The 19778-nt window shown below is 45.1% G+C and carries 11 protein-coding genes, 3 tRNA genes, 2 rRNA genes and 1 riboswitch; of the genes, 6 read left to right on the top strand and 10 right to left on the bottom strand.

Annotated features, from left to right (window positions below; genetic code table 11):
• Positions 1 to 2: 2 nt before the first annotated feature.
• From istA to EAE30_RS06635, 4 genes are all read right to left on the bottom strand, one after another.
• Positions 3 to 1535 carry an IS21 family transposase gene (gene istA, locus EAE30_RS06650; RefSeq protein ID WP_123015249.1) on the bottom strand — a complete coding sequence of 511 codons (1533 nt, stop codon included), beginning with the start codon at positions 1533 to 1535 and terminating at the stop codon, positions 3 to 5.
• A 167-nt stretch (positions 1536 to 1702) separates the two neighbouring features.
• On the bottom strand, positions 1703 to 2626 hold the full coding sequence (locus EAE30_RS06645; RefSeq protein ID WP_199287076.1) for a hypothetical protein: 924 nt from the start codon (positions 2624 to 2626) through the stop codon (positions 1703 to 1705).
• A 113-nt stretch (positions 2627 to 2739) separates the two neighbouring features.
• On the bottom strand, positions 2740 to 4221 hold the full coding sequence (locus EAE30_RS06640; RefSeq protein WP_241967722.1) for a tyrosine-type recombinase/integrase: 1482 nt from the start codon (positions 4219 to 4221) through the stop codon (positions 2740 to 2742).
• A gap of 18 nt (positions 4222 to 4239) precedes the next feature.
• Positions 4240 to 4782, bottom strand: coding sequence for a single-stranded DNA-binding protein (locus tag EAE30_RS06635; RefSeq protein ID WP_123015248.1), 543 nt, complete (start codon positions 4780 to 4782; stop codon positions 4240 to 4242).
• A gap of 271 nt (positions 4783 to 5053) precedes the next feature.
• Between EAE30_RS06635 and EAE30_RS06630 the strand changes: the two genes are divergently transcribed.
• The 6 genes from EAE30_RS06630 to EAE30_RS06605 all read left to right on the top strand — a co-directional run bounded on the left by EAE30_RS06630 (position 5054) and on the right by EAE30_RS06605 (position 14736).
• Entirely contained in the window at positions 5054 to 5698 is a 645-nt protein-coding gene (locus EAE30_RS06630; RefSeq protein WP_123015247.1) for a helix-turn-helix transcriptional regulator, read from the top strand.
• A 94-nt stretch (positions 5699 to 5792) separates the two neighbouring features.
• Complete coding sequence (gene galU / locus EAE30_RS06625) at positions 5793 to 6668, top strand: UTP--glucose-1-phosphate uridylyltransferase GalU (RefSeq protein ID WP_123015246.1); 876 nt, start codon at positions 5793 to 5795, stop codon at positions 6666 to 6668.
• 141 nt (positions 6669 to 6809) lie between these two features.
• Positions 6810 to 9632, top strand: a complete 2823-nt coding sequence (gene uvrA / locus EAE30_RS06620) for an excinuclease ABC subunit UvrA (protein ID WP_123015245.1) — start codon at positions 6810 to 6812, stop codon at positions 9630 to 9632.
• A 64-nt stretch (positions 9633 to 9696) separates the two neighbouring features.
• Entirely contained in the window at positions 9697 to 11472 is a 1776-nt protein-coding gene (locus EAE30_RS06615; protein ID WP_123015244.1) for a PglL family O-oligosaccharyltransferase, read from the top strand.
• An 80-nt stretch (positions 11473 to 11552) separates the two neighbouring features.
• Positions 11553 to 11725, top strand: a riboswitch (Lysine riboswitch).
• A 98-nt stretch (positions 11726 to 11823) separates the two neighbouring features.
• On the top strand, positions 11824 to 13170 hold the full coding sequence (lysC, locus tag EAE30_RS06610; protein WP_123015243.1) for a lysine-sensitive aspartokinase 3: 1347 nt from the start codon (positions 11824 to 11826) through the stop codon (positions 13168 to 13170).
• Between the two features lie 246 nt (positions 13171 to 13416).
• Entirely contained in the window at positions 13417 to 14736 is a 1320-nt protein-coding gene (locus EAE30_RS06605) for a cation:proton antiporter (protein WP_123015242.1), read from the top strand.
• Between the two features lie 66 nt (positions 14737 to 14802).
• Here EAE30_RS06605 and EAE30_RS06600 read toward each other — a convergent pair whose 3' ends face one another.
• From EAE30_RS06600 to EAE30_RS06575, 6 genes are all read right to left on the bottom strand, one after another.
• Entirely contained in the window at positions 14803 to 15726 is a 924-nt protein-coding gene (locus tag EAE30_RS06600; RefSeq protein WP_123015241.1) for a phospholipase A, read from the bottom strand.
• A gap of 242 nt (positions 15727 to 15968) precedes the next feature.
• Positions 15969 to 16045, bottom strand: a tRNA-Asp gene (locus EAE30_RS06595).
• A gap of 47 nt (positions 16046 to 16092) precedes the next feature.
• Positions 16093 to 16208 (bottom strand): 5S ribosomal RNA (rrf, locus tag EAE30_RS06590).
• A 127-nt stretch (positions 16209 to 16335) separates the two neighbouring features.
• Positions 16336 to 19227, bottom strand: a 23S ribosomal RNA gene (locus EAE30_RS06585).
• A 340-nt stretch (positions 19228 to 19567) separates the two neighbouring features.
• Positions 19568 to 19643 (bottom strand) — tRNA-Ala (locus tag EAE30_RS06580).
• Between the two features lie 33 nt (positions 19644 to 19676).
• A tRNA-Ile gene (locus EAE30_RS06575) sits at positions 19677 to 19753 on the bottom strand.
• Positions 19754 to 19778 lie beyond the last annotated feature (25 nt).

The raw sequence follows: 19778 nt of genomic DNA, 5'->3' as shown, positions 1-19778 counted from the left end.
TCCTAGTGATAACAGTTCGGGCCACGGACATTGCTATGAACAAGGTTCGGCGTGCTCGTGTTGTCTTTGCTCAGTTGTCCTTCTCGATTGTTTTTCAGTAGATTGTTTATGAAGGTGTAGTTCGGTTTTGTCAGCATCAGCGCATCTTTACAGGCTTGCTCTAAGCGTGATTCACCATGCGCTTTACTCAGATTGAGCAGCCCAAGGCAGGAGCGATACGACTGCTCTGGATGAGGTTTGGAGTTGAGCATCTTATTGATGACTTCTCGTGTAGCCGGGCCGATATTGGCTCCCCAGTTGAGCAAGCGTCCAGGGGACCACTTTTGATGTTGATGGTTACTTGGCATATGCTCTGCGTTGGTGCTATTTCCTCGCTCTCGTTGGCTGCGTGGATGTTGAGCGACCAAGTTACCTTGGTGGTAGATCTGCACCAGACGATTGGTGGCTTCTAGCTCAACATAGTGGCCAACAAGTTGATGGGGAACCGAGTAGTAATGACGGTGATATTCAATGTGATAATCAGGCCCAACTTTGGCTCGCTTGGTTTCGGTATACAGATAACGCTGTTTGGGGAGAGGCTTTAACGCTGGCTTGTCGAGTTTATCGAACAATGATTGACGACTCGCGCCATACTGTTTCATCTCACGTTGGTTTAACTCATTCATGAGTTCTCGGATAGCGAGATTCAGCGCCTTGAAGGTATAGAAGGTTTGGTGTCGCAGCCGCATCATGATCCAGCGTTCCACTAGAAGCACGGCATTCTCTGCTTTGGCTTTGTCTTTTGGTTTGTAGGGACGAGCTGGCATTACGGCGGTTTGATAGTGATTAGCTAGTTTTTGATAGCTGTCGTTAAGTCTCGGCTCATAACGATTGGCTTTGGTGACCGCGCTACGTAGATTATCGGGAACCAAGAGCTGTGGTACACCACCGAAGTGTTCGAACGCATTAGCATGCGCCTCTAACCAGTAGGACTTACCTTGGCTCGGGAAGGCTTCAACATAGGTGTAATTGGATGCGCCTAAGGTCGCGACGAACACTTCCGCTTCACGCACTTCTCCTGTGTCAGGGTTGACCACCTGAAGCCTTGGCCCACAGTAATCGATAAACAGTTTATCACCCGCGACATGAAGCTGGCGCATGCTGCGCTTTTGCGTTTTGAACCAGCGCGTGAAGTGCTCACAGAACTGGGTGTAAGCGTAAGCTTGTTCTTGATATTGCTCATGATATTCCTGCCAGAGCAACATTTTCGTCATACCTTTACGTCTGAGTTCAACAGCGTATTGAGTGAAGTCTGGCATGACTTTATCGCGACTGGTTTTCTTATCGTGATACAGCGCTTGCGTGAGATCAGCATCACTGCAACTTTCGGGTAGAGGCCAGCCAAGCTGGCTTTGTTTAAAGCGAGTAAGGAGTTCTGATATGGTGGACGGGCCGAGTTTAAGGCAAGAAGCGATGCTGCGATTTGAGAGACCGCAGTCGTACTTAAGGCGTAATACCTCTTTGATTTTGTTCATTGGAGTTCTCTTTTTGGCCATTGTCGCTTCCTTACGTTCTTGATTAAGAAGTAAAGAATAACGAGCTATTGATTTAAAAGAGAAAAAATAAGGATTTCGGGCATTCCGATCGCGGTTTTCGCTATTCCGATCACCGATTTCGGAGTTAGGCTAAAAGTGATCGGATAATCGCGGAATCAGTGATCGGTTTAAACCGAAATGGGTGATCGGATAATCCCGAAATGACTGATCGGAATGCTCCGAAATATGCACCCTACTGATGGATTTGCACCTCTCGTCCGTAAGCACAATAAATCAGGCGTTTTCTGTTGTATTTCTTCGAATGCACTAAAGTCAGTGAGATTCGATATCTCTCGCTCATTAATAAAAATGGGGATATGCTTTTTCTGCTGACTAGTAAGGCTAACGTTGAAATGTTCTTCAACCATTTTTATTGATTGTTTTGCCTGTGCAGTCAGCACCAATATTAGGTCTTCACTCACATCTTTTTTGATTTGGTAAGACCCTCTAAACGTTTCATTACGTTTTTTGGCGTTAGGTATTCGTAAATCAAAGTGCTCAATGCCAGCTTCTGTTCTTGTGAGTAGATCCTCATAATACAGATGGGTTAATTGAAGAGACCGAGCACCTGTGTACTGCAATGCCATGATAAATGCATAGTCATATAATGAAATGAGCTGCTCTGTAAATGCATCTACGTACCACGTAATGAATGCGGATTGCTCCTCCAGTGTATAAGCACCGCTAAACGGGCAACCAAGTGCAACCGCTTTCCCTTTTTCATTTCCTGAAATTTTGAGCGCTGAGAGCAAGCCAACAACTTTCTTATCAACACCGTAGATTTCCTTGTCATGCCAATCAAGCAAAAAAGCACGGATACTCCCTAGCTTGTATTCTGTGTTTTTAGTCAAGCTGCTCTTAAAATTGACGACGTGCTTCTCACTGATTTTATTTGTCACACCAAAAGCAAAGAGAGCACGACACTCTCGAAAAATATTGGACGTGTAAGAAGATGAAAACTCAGCAGCGTAGTCCGCTAAAGCAAGTCTGAAACACTCAGAAAACTTAGGAGTAAGACTTAATGGTTCTAAAAGAGTCAAATTCAAACGCACATTGGTATCCAACTGCCAATTATCAGAATAAACGTCAAACTCATAGTTAGCTTTACTTAGTCGCTTGTCTGACTTTGACTTTATATCTCTATAAGCACTGTTTTTTTTTCGTATTAATAGCCATAAACACCTACTTCAGCCTTATGTTTTAAATTTTCATGCATCTTTCTCCGCATCTTATTGGCTTGTTCTATAACTGTTCGTTTCAAGTAAGGTCTGCCAGAGTTTAGGTCGGAATGTCCATTCTTCTCAGCTCTAATCTCTAGCTCACGCTGTTCGGTGATTTTATTTTCATCTGCATATAGTTTGGCTGCTTGGGGCTTCCCTTCGGCTTCTAATCGCTTCACTTCTTCCTCAACCGCTTTTTTTTCTTGGTCAATACATTTGGATAGCTGATGGTTGAAATAATGCCTAAAGCTGTGTGGCGTGATCCCCCAAAAACGTTCAAAATTAACCTTGCGAATACGATTAAAAATATCGTTTATCGTTTGTTTTACAAGCGGTTGACCTGATTCATGGCTTCCACTTTTGGCTTTGTGAGAGACAAATATAAATGGATGTTTTTTGGCCGCCTTTGTATGAAAACGATGTGTTTTAACGTAGATATTTAGCAAATCTCTCAGTTCTTTCGAGATTGGGACGGTTCTACCAAGCGTCTTCGCTGTAGGCTCATCTAAACGAGGATCTTCTTTACTATTATGTCTGCGTACAATTGATAAAGTGGGGTTGTCAGTGTCAGTACCGATGTCACCAATTCTTAGAGCTGCTAGTTCACTGCGTCTAAATCCCGTTTCATACAAGATTTGAACGATGAGGTAATTTCGAAACCGAATGACAGGGTTACGAAAGGGATTGTGTTCAGAGTTGGGTTTGGCCACGGCAACAAAATCTTCAAATACATCATCTGGTATCCCTGATTTATCTAAAGCCATTTGCTTGCTTTTTAAGCGATCCTTCGGCATGTCGCTTTTTAACTGCGTCTTCATTAAATTAAGCGCATCAGATAACTGCACAGCGGAAGGTTTCTTCTTAACTCGCTCTATCCCACAAAAGTGCAGATATTCAGTAATGTGAGCTATGCGAGAGATATACTGAGACTTTGTGACGGTAGGCTTATCTTTTGATTTAGAAAGATGAAATTTACCCATATCGGTAACATTTGTTTTAGTCTGATTTTTGAAGACGCTAGCTCGATAGCTACAATGCTCTTTCAGAGCATTGATATCATCAAGAGTTGGAATGACACCATTGTAAATTTCTTCAAGCAGATCTCTGCCATTTATACTTTCCCAAAGTTTTAAGTGTTTGATGGACTTTAGATACTGCTGAATTGAAGATGTCGTTATATGCTTTCGGAGTTTCATAGTGACAAAGTGCGTTACCCAAAAATCAGGCATGCCGTCATCGTCTAGTAAAAAGACATAACGCTCACCGCTCATAAACTTCTTTATCTCAATCTTCATACCCAATCCAAAAATCAACATAAAAACTTGTAAGTTAATAATATACACGCCCAACCTAAAAAAATAAACACTTTTTTTCAGCCAATAAAAGAAAAGGCCGCTATTAGCGGCCTTTAGTGTATTTTTCAACATTTTTTATTTTGTCTTAGTTCAGAACGGAATGTCGTCATCAAAATCCATTGGTGGTTCATTGTACTGTGGCTGCTGCTGTGCCGGTTGCTGAGCTGGCTGTTGCATCGGCTGCTGACGTTGCTGAGGAGCGGGCTGTTGTGGCTGACCCCATCCCCCTTGCTGAGAAGATTGACCTCCCATGCCTGAGCCTTGCTGAGCTGAACCGCCATTACGTCCACCCAGCATTTGCATCACGCCGTTGAACCCTTGCACAACTACTTCTGTTGTGTAACGGTCTTGACCACTTTGATCTTGCCATTTACGCGTTTGCAGTTGACCTTCAATATACACTTGAGAGCCTTTGCGCAAATACTCACCGGCTACTTCTGCAAGTTTTCCAAACAGAGCCACACGGTGCCATTCGGTTTTTTCGCGTTGCTCACCGGTTGCTTTATCACGCCAGGAATCTGATGTAGCGATAGTGATGTTTGCAACTGCACTACCATTTGGCATGTAACGAACTTCAGGATCGCCACCTAAGTTACCAATTAAAATTACTTTGTTCACACCGCGGCTTGCCATGTTCTGCTCCGTCTTCAACTGTGAGAATGAAATGAAATATAGTGGGCTAGGATATCATGCTTTCGAGTCCTGACCAATCACTGACTATTGTGAATAAAGATGAGAATGCTTCACCTAAATATCAACCAATTTGCGAACTGAATCCAATCCTTCTTCTCGCGTTACATCGTGCGGTAATAAATCGTCCGTGTTGATACGCAAATCAGGCAATCCAGCTTCGTTTCAATGCTCATGCTGACCAATACTATCAATCTTCATTGAGGAGATATGTATGCAATCATCCATCTATTCCGATCACATTACGCTCATTACTCAGAGCCGCTTGCCAGCTCAGTCCTACATGGCCGGCGTATTAGCCGAACTGAACCATCCCTTTGTTTGGTGCTCAGTCGATGAGCTACTGAGCGCCCCCATACAATCACATCGCTGTCTCTTACTCGACTACCAAGATGGCTCAACCATACGACGTGGGCTTTCCCCACAGTCAATTCCCACCACTTCGTGTGATATTGTGATTTATAATGCACCGCAACGAATCCGTACTGAGGCGCTATTATCTCTCGGTCGCCTGCGCGGCATTTTTTACACTGACGATACCCACTCAGTAATTCGGCAAGGTTTGCAACGTATTCTCTGCGGTCAGATCGTCATTCCAAAGACAATTTGCCATCAATTACTGAATTATTATCAAGAGCAGTATCCGGCCCCCATCAATACAGGCACTGCGTTAAGCCCGCGTGAATCACAAGTGTTACGCGAACTATTATCCGGCCATAGTAATCTTAAAATTGCCGATAGGTTTTGTATTAGTGAAGTGACCGTCAAATCTCATTTGCACAATATTTATCGCAAATTAGAGGTAAAAAATCGCCTGCAAGCCATCGCCTGGGCAAAGCGCCATTTATCGACCTGCTAAGACCTTAAGCCGAGCCGAGCGCTCGTCTGCGTCTTGTCATATATCTTTGCTATGCTTAGGGATGACTTTAAAAACAACGTTATAGGTTTTCACGATGATTAGAAAATGTCTTTTCCCTGCGGCCGGCTATGGAACACGGTTTTTACCTGCAACCAAATCAATGCCCAAAGAAATGATGCCTGTCGTTAATAAGCCCCTTATAGAGTACGGGGTCGAAGAAGCGATCCAAGCCGGACTCGATAGCATGTGTATCGTCACTGGCCGGGGCAAATATGCCATCATGGATCACTTTGATAAAAACTATGAGTTGGAGCATCAAATACAGGGAACCAACAAAGAAGAATTATTGGTCGATATTCGTGATGTCATGGATCAAGCCACCTTTACTTTCATTCGTCAACGTGAAATGAAAGGCTTGGGTCATGCCATTTTAACGGGTCGTGAATTAATAGGCGATGAAGCGTTTGCCGTGATACTTGCCGATGACTTATGCGTCAACCCAGATCAAGGTGTGCTCGCCCAAATGGCGGCACTGTATAAGCAATTTCGCTGCTCGATCGTGGCTGTGCAAGAAGTCCCTAAAGATGAAACGCATAAATATGGCATCATCTCTGGCGAAATGATCAAAGATAATATTTATCGCGTTGACGACATGATAGAAAAACCCGATCCAGAACAATCACCAAGTAATCTCGCTATTATAGGACGTTATATTTTAACCCCAGATATTTTTAAGATCATTGAGAATACCGAGCCGGGCAAAGGTGGTGAAATACAAATCACCGACGCACTGCTCAGACAAGCCAAGACAGGCTGCGTGCTAGCTTATAAATTCAAAGGCCATCGTTTTGACTGCGGCAGTGTGGAAGGCTACATCGAGGCCACGAACTATTGCTACGAGAATCTGTACAAAAAAAATGAAAAAACGGTATCACTCAATCAATTCTCAACATTTAGAGAGAAGAGATAGCACGTTACTACACGATGGCTATCGCCATGCCAAACAGTGTCACTCACTGGAATGACACTGTTTTTTTATCCAGTACCACCTTTGCACAAAACTCACTCTATGTAATACTGACACTCTCGGTATCACCTATAGAGTAAACTGATGGATAAAATCGACATACGTGGCGCTAGAACTCACAATCTCAAAAATATCAATCTCACAATTCCTAGAGACAAACTGGTCGTGATCACTGGTTTATCCGGTTCAGGAAAATCATCGCTTGCCTTTGATACGCTCTACGCTGAAGGTCAAAGACGTTATGTAGAATCATTATCCGCCTATGCGCGGCAGTTTCTCTCATTGATGGAAAAGCCCGATGTGGATCATATTGAAGGCTTGTCGCCTGCGATTTCTATTGAGCAAAAATCCACATCTCATAACCCGCGTTCTACCGTTGGCACCATCACCGAAATATACGATTACTTGCGCCTGCTTTATGCGCGTATCGGTGAGCCTCGTTGTCCTGAGCATCAGGTTCCTTTGAAAGCACAAACCGTCAGCCAGATGGTAGACAAAGTGTTAGAGATGCCCGAAGGCGCGAAAGTCATGCTGCTCGCCCCCATTATCCAAGACCGCAAAGGCGAACACGTTAAAACCTTGCAGAATCTAGCCGCTCAAGGATTTATTCGGGCACGGATTGATGGCGACATCTGCGATCTGTCTGATCCACCGACATTAGAACTGCAGAAAAAACATACTATCGAAGTCATTGTCGATCGTTTTAAAGTGCGCGATGATCTACAGCTCCGTTTAGCCGAATCGTTTGAAACCGCTTTAGAGCTGTCAGGCGGTATTGTGATCGCCGCTCCGATGGAAGGTGACGGTGATGAGCACATTTTCTCCGCTAATTTTGCTTGTCCACACTGTGGATACAGCATGAGTGAACTCGAGCCACGTCTTTTTTCCTTCAACAACCCTGCTGGCGCCTGCCCGACCTGTGATGGCCTTGGGGTACAACAGTATTTTGATGCGGACCGGGTTGTACAAGACGAAAAACTTAGCTTAGCCAATGGTGCGATTCGGGGTTGGGATAAAAGAAATTTTTATTATTTTCAAATGCTAACTTCACTTGCTGAGCATTACTCATTCCAACTAACGACCCCATTTAATGAACTGCCGAAAAAGATCCGTGAGGTCATTTTGCACGGTTCAGGACGCACCGAAATTGAATTTAAGTATGTTAATGATCGTGGCGATCTCCGCGTTAAACACCATCCTTTTGAAGGTATCTTAAACACCCTAGAAAGACGCTATCGCGAGACAGATTCGAACTCGGTACGTGAAGAATTAAGCAAATACGTGTCGACCAAGTCCTGTACCACCTGTTCAGGAACCCGCTTGCGCCTTGAAGCTCGTAACGTGTTTGTCAATGATATTACCCTCCCAGAAATCGTCGCACAGAGTATTGCGGGCTCATTAGAGTTTTTTGAGACCTTAAAACTGGAAGGACAAAAAGCGAAAATAGCAGAAAAAATTCTTAAAGAGATCTCAGACCGACTCACATTTTTAGTCGATGTGGGACTCAATTATCTCAACTTATCTCGTAGTGCAGAGACATTGTCTGGCGGTGAAGCGCAGCGTATTCGTCTTGCCAGTCAGATTGGCGCAGGTCTAGTCGGGGTCATGTACGTCCTTGATGAGCCTTCTATTGGCTTACATCAACGCGATAATGAACGCTTACTTGGTACGCTGACACGCTTGCGTGATTTAGGAAATACCGTTCTTGTGGTCGAACATGATGAAGATGCCATTCGTATGGCCGATCATGTGATCGATATTGGCCCTGGTGCCGGGGTGCATGGCGGGAATGTGGTGGCAGAAGGTACTGTTGATGACATCATGAACACGCCTGACTCCCTCACTGGACAATATCTGACAGGCATTAAATCTATTGCCATTCCCGAAAAACGCACCCCGATTGATAAGAAAAAAATGGTGCACGTTTTCGGCGCTTCAGGTAACAACTTACACAATGTGGATTTAGCGATCCCTGTTGGCTTGATGACATGTGTTACCGGCGTTTCTGGCTCAGGTAAATCCACCCTGATTAATGACACTTTCTTCAAAATAGCCCATACCGCGCTAAATGGAGCAACGACCTCGAAGCCGGCCCCCTATAAACGCATTAAAGGTTTGGAACATTTTGATAAGGTTATCGACATTGACCAAAGCCCAATAGGCCGCACGCCACGCTCGAACCCAGCGACCTACACTGGTATCTTTACTCCAATAAGAGAATTATTTGCTGGCACTCAAGAAGCACGTTCTCGCGGTTATAAACCTGGACGCTTCAGTTTTAATGTGCGCGGCGGACGTTGCGAAGCTTGCCAAGGCGATGGTGTAATCAAAGTGGAAATGCACTTCTTACCCGATGTGTATGTACCTTGTGATGTTTGCCAAGGTAAACGCTATAACCGGGAAACATTGGAAGTTCGCTATAAAGGCAAAACGATTGACGAAGTGTTAGAAATGACGATCGAAGATGCGCGTGAATTTTTTGCTCCCGTACCAGCGATCGCGCGTAAATTACAAACGCTCATCGATGTGGGACTCACTTATATTCGCTTAGGGCAAGCAGCGACAACCTTGTCTGGAGGGGAAGCGCAACGGGTAAAACTCGCTCGTGAGCTATCGAAACGTGATACAGGAAAGACACTGTATATCTTAGATGAGCCGACTACCGGCCTGCATTTCCAAGATATCCAGCAACTCTTAGCCGTCTTGCATCAATTACGTGATCGTGGCAATACGGTCGTCGTTATCGAGCACAACCTTGATGTGATCAAAACCGCCGACTGGATAGTCGATTTAGGCCCTGAAGGTGGACAAGGTGGCGGTGAGATCATTGCCCAAGGCACACCAGAGCAGGTCGCAGAAATCGAGGGCTCACACACAGCCCATTTCCTAAAGCCTATGTTAAAATAGTTCAATCATAAAAAAACAACAGACCAGCGTCCTGCTGGTCTGCTTTGGAGATAGCGAGAAAAACATGGCAACAGTGCTACTAGGCGGCACCCAGCTAGAACCTAAGCCCCCCAAGATTCCACTGACAAAACCCTTCCTGTATGCCATTGCATCACTTTATGTCTATGCCATGCATTTTGTCATGTCGAACCCAGGCGGATCAGGATTAGCATTATCATCCAATGATACCTCATGGATTGCCATCAGTTTAGTGCTTGGCATCGGCCTATATCAGCTTGCTAACAATAAAGTGATACGAGTATCTAAGCTGACTCTTGGGCTGTTTATCGCGTGCCTTCTCATGACCGTACCGGTGTTCTACCATAATGCCGCGCCTGAACATTCCACCCTGCGATTAATGGGCTTATGGGCAGGTTTTGTGTTTTTTTGGTTACTCCAGCAATTTCGTTTTTCGAATCGAGAAAAACAACGATTATTATGGTTTATCGTTATTGGTACATTCATCGAAGCCTGTATCGGCCTATACCAATACTTCGTCCTTGCTCCGGAAATCTTAGTTCGCTTCGACCGCTTTACTCGCCCTTTCGGAGTATTTCATCAGCCCAATGTGATGGCCAGCTTTCTCGCCACGGGTTTATTGGTGGCCGGTTATCTATTAGCAAGACAGCCTAAAAAATATGATCAGCATTGGCTACACACCGCCCTGCTCTATACCACCTCTTTGGCCAGCGCTTTCCTATTAACCGTTTTAGCCTCACGTACAGGTTGGTTGGGCTCCTCTCTTGGCATTCTGTGTTTATTACCCTATTTAAAAAAATACGCCTCTAGGCAGCGTTTTATTTTATGGATCATCGCCATCATCACAGGCGTCTGCATTGCCTTATTCTCAATGCAACAACAAGGCGTATCAGGTTTTGTTGCAAATAAAGTCGACTTACAAAGTCCGCGCCGTTATACCTTTCCTCAAACGCTAGACATGATCATTGAAAAGCCATTTACCGGATATGGTTATGGACGATTTGAATCTCAATACATTCTTTATACCGCTCGCCAGCATCAATTAAATCCAAGTTATCCTCCTGGCCTTCCATCGATGGATCACCCTCATAATGAGCTGATGTACTGGGGCGTTGAAGGTGGCGTGGTGCCGGTGCTGGGTATGCTGATTGCGGCAAGCTTAGTCATTATTCGTCTCTTGTCTGCTAAAAAAGGCACTCGTCTTGCTCTACTTGCGCTTCTCATCCCAATTACATTGCACACACAACTGGAGTACCCGTTTTACCACTCAGCCGCTCATTGGATCACCTTTTTAATCTTGCTCTACTGGATAGAACAACGCTCGTTGTCCCATTGGACTTTCTCGTTTCATGCGTCGATAGCCCGGACATTGAGAATATTTTCTTTATTAATCCCTTTGGTGATCAGCTTCTTTATGTTGACCACCTTACAAACAAATTATGTTTTAAATCGCTTTGAACACGATCCAATCAAGCACGCAGATATGATTCACCGTGTGACTAATCTGGCAGTATGGAAAGACCGCTATGACTGGGACGTGTATAGTTTGTATTTACGTAAGGGGTTAAAAACCAAACAACCTGAAGACATCATACCTTTTGTCAATTGGGCACAAACGGTAATTAAACACACCCCTCGCCCCATTTTTTATAAAAAATTGATTCTTTCTTACGAAGCTCTGGGAGAGGCCAGTCGCGCGGAGCAAACCCGCCACGAAGCGGAGTTTTTATTTCCTAACATCGACTTTACTGATTTAACGCCAGATACCGTCTCTGCGGCTTTATCTTCCGCCCGAGTGACGTTAGAAAAAATCAATAAGTAGTATGTAAATAAAAAAACACTTTTAAGCAATATTTATTCAAAGCCATTGACATTAATCTCGTAAACCCGTTCAATGGAAAACATAACAGAAGAGGAGCGCTACCTAGGTAGATGTTTTGTGGAGCCACTACTCCAAGACAAATCATTGAGGGAGAGTAGTGCCGAGGTCATTTTATCAGTGGAATACTATGACCGGGTGAATGGGCTGAATCCCTTCAACTGTCGCACAGATTGTGTGAAGAGCTTCTGAGGTTATGCCAATCATACTGCCTCTTAACGCTTATTCTCCCCCTCTCTTTAATCGTGAAAGCCTAGGTGTTATACCTTTTATTTTAGTTATGGGAGATCTATTGTGAGCACATTTAATGTAGCGAAATTTGGTGGAACCAGTGTGGCAGACTTTACAGCCATGAATCGCTGCGCAGCCATTATCGAACGCAACCCACAGACGAAACTGGTTGTCAGTAGTGCTTGCTCTGGCGTCACTAACTTACTCGTTACTCTATCAAGTGGTATTGAGAACCCTCAGGAGCGTGCGTCTCTGATTGGTCAAATTGCCGCGATTCACCAAACCATCATCGAGCAACTCAATGATCCTAGCAGCGTGGAAGAACATCTCCTTCACTTTATTGATGTCATTACTAGCGCTTCTGAAGCGGCAGCCTACCAAACCAGTCATAAATTAACCGATCACTTAGTCTCATGTGGTGAGCTGATGTCGACACATTTACTCACACAAATACTGCGTGAGCGAGGATTAGATGCCGTACGCTTCGATATCCGCCATGTACTGCGTACCGATGATAATTTTGGTAAGGCCGAGCCGCAATTAGAAACCATTCGTGATTTGGCCTCCGAGCATTTAACCACATTGTGTGAACAGCATATTGTAGTGACGCAAGGATTCATTGGCTCTGATAGTCAAGGGAACACCACCACACTAGGTCGTGGCGGCAGTGATTATTCGGCCGCACTGATCGCTGAATCGGTGAATGCATCAGGCTTGGAAATTTGGACTGACGTACCCGGCATTTATAGTACCGACCCACGTATTGCTCCAAACGCTTCTCCAATTGGAGAGATCAGTTTTAATGAAGCTTCTGAGATGGCCAATTTTGGAGCAAAAATCTTACACCCCTCCACATTACTACCGGCGTTGCGTCAAGGCATTCCCGTTTTCGTTGGCTCATCCAAAGCGCCAGAACAAGGCGGTACATGGATCCGCAAACAAGTTGAGAGTGCCCCGCAATTCCGAGCCCTTGCTTTGCGTGATAATCAAACCATGGTGACACTGCACAGCGAAAAAATGTTCCAATCCTATGGGTTTCTAGCCAAAGTTTTTGAAATACTGGCCAAACATAAACTGTCCATTGACCTTATTACGACCTCAGAAATCAGTGTCTCGCTCACTCTGGATAAAACAGATACCTCAGGGGGCGCCCCAGAATTACCGGCTGCGGTTCAAGAAGAACTGCAATCTCTATGCTCAGTAAAAGTTGAGCATGATTTAAGCTTAATCGCGCTAATTGGTAATCATATGGACAATCAAGGTTATGCAAAAAAGGTATTTGGCGCCTTGGATGACTTCAATGTCCGCATGATTTGCTATGGTGCGAGTGAACATAATTTATGTTTCTTAGTTGATTCCTCATCGGCCAAGCAAGCCATCCAACATCTGCACGAACAATTATTTGAGTAATACCATGAGTGCCCGCCCTTAAACCGTGTTTAAGGGCGGCTGATTACTCGGTATTTCATCCATAATTTCCCCTCTGATAGCGACTCTCATTGATAACAATGATGAGATTCGCTTAATCCGTTATTCACCTCTATTTGCCGCCCCCTATCGTCCTCATGGCTCTCTCATTGTGAGAAAAAAACGGTTGCTATTTACCCAGCATCGAACGACAATTTGCGTTTACAAGTTGTTACATAAGAGAAAACTATGTCGGTTTATTACACTCTGTGTTTCTTGTCTGCTGCAGCAATGATGATTGCCTTCTTCAACAGCAAAATAGGAAACATGCAAACTACGATTGCTATTACTGCCGGTTCCATGTTGTTATCCTTACTCATATTAGTTGCAGGTCAAAACAACTGGTTCCACCTCACACAGATTGCTAGAGAAACAGTAACAAGTATTAATTTTGAAGACTTTCTACTCAAAGGTATTTTAGGGTTCTTGCTCTTTGCCGGAGGACTCGGAATAAAACTTCCCAACTTAAAAGATCAAAAATGGGAAATAGCCATACTCGCCCTAGGAGCCACTCTCTTTTCTACCTTCTTTATCGGCTTTGCTCTCTTCGGGTTATGTCAACTCCTCGGCATCAATCTTGCCCTGATTTATTGTTTACTTTTCGGTGCCCTGATCTCGCCTACCGACCCGATTGCGGTACTGGCTATTGTAAAAAAACTGAACGCACCACGACGTATTTCTACGCAAATCGAGGGGGAATCCCTATTCAATGATGGGTTTGGCCTAGTGATATTTGTGACCATTTTTACTATCGCTTTTGGTAAAGAGGCGCCCACGGTGGGGAGTGTCATCGAGCTCTTTTTACACGAGGCGATTGGCGGAATTATTTATGGCTTAGTTTTGGGATTGATTTTCCACTATCTGATCAGTGCCACGAATGACCACTCGATGGAACTGTTACTGACCATTGGTATTCCAACCGCTGGCTTTGTCTTCGCTGATGTTATCCATGTTTCAGGTCCATTGGCGATGGTGATCTCAGGCATCATGATAGGTAACTGGACACGTTTTATTGGCTTCTCTAAAGAGAGTGAAGAGCATCTTGACCACTTTTGGGAGCTTGTCGATGAGTTTTTAAATGGCGTACTCTTCTTACTGATCGGTATGTCAATGCTCTTGTTCAAATTCCACGTTGAAGACTGGATTGTCATGGCCGTTGCCATACCGTTAGTCCTTTGTGGTCGCTACTTAAGTGTGCTAGTGCCTTATATTTTCTTCAAACGTTATCGTAACTACAACCCATGGTCAGTACGCATCTTAACCTGGGGTGGCTTACGCGGCGGACTCGCTCTGGCCATGGCATTATCGATCCCATCTGGCATTCTCGTCATTCCAGAGAAACTCATCGATGTAAAAGAGTTGGTATTGGTGATGACGTATGCCGTCGTAGTATTCTCGATTTTGGTTCAAGGTTCTACCATTACTCCAATGATAGAAAAAGCCAAAATTGCCGAAAAAGATATGCATTACAAAACAGAATCAAGCGAGCAAGAAGTAACACCGCAGTAAATTCCGTGAGATGAAAAAAGGGGAGCAATGAGAGCTCCCCTTTTTATTGATAATAATGATCCCGCCTTACAACAAGTCGTTCAACGCAATTCCCACACCAATACGCTGAGTATGAACATCGTAATCAATCAAACTTTCTCCATAACCATTAAAATACTGCACATAAGCACGCAAATTATTATGGATAGGGTAGCTCCAAGTCAGCTGTAACGCACCTCGATTATGCTTCTCTAAGTTATCACGAAACATAAAGGTATACCGCTGCTCACCAACGCCGTAAAGACCAGTCACTTCAAAGTTGCCAAGATAGTGAGTGATATTGGGGTTATCATCACCTGTCGCATCTGTCGGATTCTTTTTCTTACTTTCAGGAATACGCCACCACACCTTGGTATTGATTGCTAAAGGACCTTTATCAAAGAGCATGGAGCCATATAGCCGGTTCCAACTGCGTGACAAGCTACCTGAACGGCCATTCGACTGATGTACCGCACCCACCTGCCAAAACGAGTTCGTAAAGCCACCAATTTTCCAATCATTAGGGAATATCATAAAGATATCAGGTTCGTGAACAGTTTCTCTAAAAGGGGAAGAATTATCTCTATTATAAACTTGCCACCATGATTGGTTGGTATAAGCAAAATACAAATCACCATCATCAATTAAATCAATGGCGAGCGGCATTTTAAAAGAAATCTGGAACTTAGCTTCTAACTTATCCAAATCATCTGCGTAAGCACTATCTTTTTTAAACGGTTTATCATTAGGGTGTGGATTGTACGTTACAGGCAACAGATAGTTGGCTTTATATGGCATGATAACAAAAGGGTTATCTATAACTTTACTCTCGTCTTCTACCCGTTCCTCAAGTAATGAATCCGAAGATGCACTTTTTTCTGCTGCGCTTATTGCCTTATTATCAGGTTGTTCCGAATAGGCAACGTTAGCAATAAAACAAGATGTCAAAATAGCTAAGTAAGACAACCTCATTGACTAAAACTCCATTAAAAAATTGGTGCGAGACATTTGTTATTCAAATTAACACTCGGCTTGCAGGAAGAAAAGAAAAACGCTCGTTATTCACAAGGATTTAACAGTACCTCACAAATAGGTCTGACTCTCGTCGTAAACGTGTAAAATTAAGGTGGAGAGTTTAAGGGAAATGTATGAATAACTATCAGAATTCTAGACGAAAAAAAGCCTCGTTCAATCGAACGAGGCTTCAAAACAAATGGCGGAACGGACGGGATTCGAACCCGCGACCCCCGGCGTGACAGGCCGGTATTCTAACCAGCTGAACTACCGCTCCGCAAACTGGTTTTTCCATAACGTTAATCACGCTATGTCTTAATTAAAGCTTGGCGATGACCTACTCTCACATGGGGAAGCCCCACACTACCATCGGCGCTATTTCGTTTCACTTCTGAGTTCGGCATGGGATCAGGTGGGGCCAAAATGCTATGGTCGCCAAGCAAATTCTTTATGACTACCGCTTACGCGATACTCATGCAATCTGGAAAGCTGTTTTTTTGGCTCGTAAGCCGTTCTCACACACTCAAGTACTCTATTGAGTCCGTTACAAAACCTTTTTGGTGTTGTATGGTTAAGCCTCACGGGCGATTAGTACAGGTTAGCTCAACGCCTCACAACGCTTACACACCCTGCCTATCAACGTTCTAGTCTCGAACAACCCTTTAGGACGCTTAAAGCGCCAGGGAGAACTCATCTCAAGGCTCGCTTCCCGCTTAGATGCTTTCAGCGGTTATCGATCCCGAACTTAGCTACCGGGCAATGCGTCTGGCGACACAACCCGAACACCAGAGGTTCGTCCACTCCGGTCCTCTCGTACTAGGAGCAGCCCCTTTCAATTCTCCAACGCCCACGGCAGATAGGGACCGAACTGTCTCACGACGTTCTAAACCCAGCTCGCGTACCACTTTAAATGGCGAACAGCCATACCCTTGGGACCGACTTCAGCCCCAGGATGTGATGAGCCGACATCGAGGTGCCAAACACCGCCGTCGATATGAACTCTTGGGCGGTATCAGCCTGTTATCCCCGGAGTACCTTTTATCCGTTGAGCGATGGCCCTTCCATTCAGAACCACCGGATCACTATGACCTGCTTTCGCACCTGCTCGAATTGTCATTCTCGCAGTTAAGCGGGCTTATGCCATTGCACTAACCTCACGATGTCCAACCGTGATTAGCCCACCTTCGTGCTCCTCCGTTACTCTTTGGGAGGAGACCGCCCCAGTCAAACTACCCACCAGGCACTGTCCTCATTCCCGATAAGGGAACCAAGTTAGAACATCAAAACTACAAGGGTGGTATTTCAAGGACGGCTCCATACAAACTAGCGTCTGCATATCAAAGCCTCCCACCTATCCTACACATGTAGGTTCAATGTTCAGTGCCAAGCTGTAGTAAAGGTTCACGGGGTCTTTCCGTCTAGCCGCGGGTACACTGCATCTTCACAGCGATTTCAATTTCACTGAGTCTCGGGTGGAGACAGCGTGGCCATCATTACGCCATTCGTGCAGGTCGGAACTTACCCGACAAGGAATTTCGCTACCTTAGGACCGTTATAGTTACGGCCGCCGTTTACCGGGGCTTCGATCAAGAGCGTCGACCGAAGTCTAACCCCATCAATTAACCTTCCGGCACCGGGCAGGCGTCACACCGTATACGTCATCTTACGATTTTGCACAGTGCTGTGTTTTTAATAAACAGTTGCAGCCACCTGGTATCTGCGACTCTTTTCGGCTCCAAGAGCCAGTCTCTTCACCTATATAGAGCGTACCTTCTCCCGAAGTTACGGTACCATTTTGCCTAGTTCCTTCACCCGAGTTCTCTCAAGCGCCTTGGTATTCTCTACCCGACCACCTGTGTCGGTTTGGGGTACGATTCCTTACAATCTGAAGCTTAGAGGCTTTTCCTGGAAGCATGGCATCAATGACTTCACACCCTTGGGTGCTCGACGTCGTGTCTCAGCCTTAAGAATATCCGGATTTACCTAAATACTCAGCCTACGCACTTGAACCTGGACAACCATCGCCAGGCCCACCTAGCCTTCTCCGTCCCCCCATCGCAATTGTAAGAAGTACGGGAATATTAACCCGTTTCCCATCGACTACGCTTTTCAGCCTCGCCTTAGGGGTCGACTTACCCTGCCCCGATTAACGTTGGACAGGAACCCTTGGTCTTCCGGCGTGGGGGTTTTTCACCCCCATTATCGTTACTCATGTCAGCATTCGCACTTCTGATACCTCCAGCAGACTTCTCAATCCACCTTCAACGGCTTACAGAACGCTCCCCTACCCAATGCGATAAATCGCATTGCCGCAGCTTCGGTTTATTACTTAGCCCCGTTACATCTTCCGCGCAGGCCGACTCGACTAGTGAGCTATTACGCTTTCTTTAAATGATGGCTGCTTCTAAGCCAACATCCTAGCTGTCTGAGCCTTCCCACATCGTTTCCCACTTAGTAATAATTTGGGACCTTAGCTGGCGGTCTGGGTTGTTTCCCTCTCCACGACGGACGTTAGCACCCGCCGTGTGTCTCCCGGATAGTACTTACTGGTATTCGGAGTTTGCAAAGAGTTGGTAAGTCGGGATGACCCCCTAGTCTTAACAGTGCTCTACCCCCAGTAGTATTCGTCCGAGGCGCTACCTAAATAGCTTTCGGGGAGAACCAGCTATCTCCGAGTTTGATTGGCCTTTCACCCCTAGCCACAAGTCATCCGCTAATTTTTCAACATTAGTCGGTTCGGTCCTCCAATTGATGTTACTCAATCTTCAACCTGCCCATGGCTAGATCACTCGGTTTCGGGTCTATATCCAGAGACTGTGCGCCCAGTTAAGACTCGGTTTCCCTACGGCTCCCCTAAACGGTTAACCTTGCCACTGAATATAAGTCGCTGACCCATTATACAAAAGGTACGCAGTCACCCCACAAAGGAGGCTCCTACTGCTTGTACGTACACGGTTTCAGGTTCTATTTCACTCCCCTCACAGGGGTTCTTTTCGCCTTTCCCTCACGGTACTGGTTCACTATCGGTCAATCAGGAGTATTTAGCCTTGGAGGATGGTCCCCCCATATTCAGACAGGATATCACGTGTCCCGCCTTACTCGATTTCACCACAAATGCGTTGCCGGTTACGGGGCTATCACCCTGTATCGCGTGCCTTTCCAGACACTTCACCTGACGCATAAATGGCTTAAGGGCTAATCCGGTTTCGCTCGCCGCTACTTCCAGAATCTCGGTTGATTTCTTTTCCTCGGGGTACTTAGATGTTTCAGTTCTCCCGGTTCGCCTCATTAACCTATGTATTCAGTTAATGATACCTGCTTATGCAGGTGGGTTTCCCCATTCGGACATCGTAGACTCAAGTGGCTCTTACTGCCTCATCTACGCTTATCGCAAGTTAGTACGTCCTTCATCGCCTCTGACTGCCAAGGCATCCACCGTGTACGCTTAGTCACTTAACCATACAACCCAAAAAAGTTTTGGATTGATGAATCAAATCACCAAGGTTTGTCTGCATAACTCTTTGCTTTCACTTTGAAAAGTGAAGACAAAAAGGACATGTTGCAGACTCGATATTGCCGGACTCAATTTTGAATCTTCACTGAAAAACAGTGAATCCAAGAACACTTGAATGTGTTTTTGTTTACTTCGTCTAGGTAACTAGAAGAAATAAATTGAGAACTTTTACAAATACTCTTCTAAAAGAGTATTTTGTCAGCTTTCCAAATTGTTAAAGAGCAATGTGTATCTTTTTACAAAGACACCATGTTTAAGAACACTGCACAGCAATATGCTTAAAGATGGTGGAGCTATGCGGGATCGAACCGCAGACCTCCTGCGTGCAAGGCAGGCGCTCTCCCATCTGAGCTATAGCCCCATCTTGGTCAATTTCTACGCATGATGCAGAAATTGGTGGGTCTGAGTGGACTTGAACCACCGACCTCCCGCTTATCAGGCGAGCGCTCTAACCAGCTGAGCTACAGACCCACTAAGGTGCTCTTAACGTTCTAAA

This window comes from Vibrio zhugei, from assembly GCF_003716875.1.
Lineage (GTDB): Bacteria > Pseudomonadota > Gammaproteobacteria > Enterobacterales > Vibrionaceae > Vibrio > Vibrio zhugei.
Note: the sequence above shows the minus strand (reverse complement) of the source record. Positions and strands in the feature narration are given on the sequence as shown.

Coding starts and splice junctions, on each gene's coding strand:
- istA (WP_123015249.1), bottom strand. CDS start 1,535: ATGGCCAAAAAGAGAACTCCAATGAACAAAATCAAAGAGGTATTACGC.
- EAE30_RS06640 (WP_241967722.1), bottom strand. CDS start 4,221: ATGTTGAAAAATACACTAAAGGCCGCTAATAGCGGCCTTTTCTTTTAT.
- EAE30_RS06635 (WP_123015248.1), bottom strand. CDS start 4,782: ATGGCAAGCCGCGGTGTGAACAAAGTAATTTTAATTGGTAACTTAGGT.
- EAE30_RS06630 (WP_123015247.1), top strand. CDS start 5,054: ATGCAATCATCCATCTATTCCGATCACATTACGCTCATTACTCAGAGC.
- galU (WP_123015246.1), top strand. CDS start 5,793: ATGATTAGAAAATGTCTTTTCCCTGCGGCCGGCTATGGAACACGGTTT.
- uvrA (WP_123015245.1), top strand. CDS start 6,810: ATGGATAAAATCGACATACGTGGCGCTAGAACTCACAATCTCAAAAAT.
- EAE30_RS06615 (WP_123015244.1), top strand. CDS start 9,697: ATGGCAACAGTGCTACTAGGCGGCACCCAGCTAGAACCTAAGCCCCCC.
- EAE30_RS06605 (WP_123015242.1), top strand. CDS start 13,417: ATGTCGGTTTATTACACTCTGTGTTTCTTGTCTGCTGCAGCAATGATG.
- EAE30_RS06600 (WP_123015241.1), bottom strand. CDS start 15,726: ATGAGGTTGTCTTACTTAGCTATTTTGACATCTTGTTTTATTGCTAAC.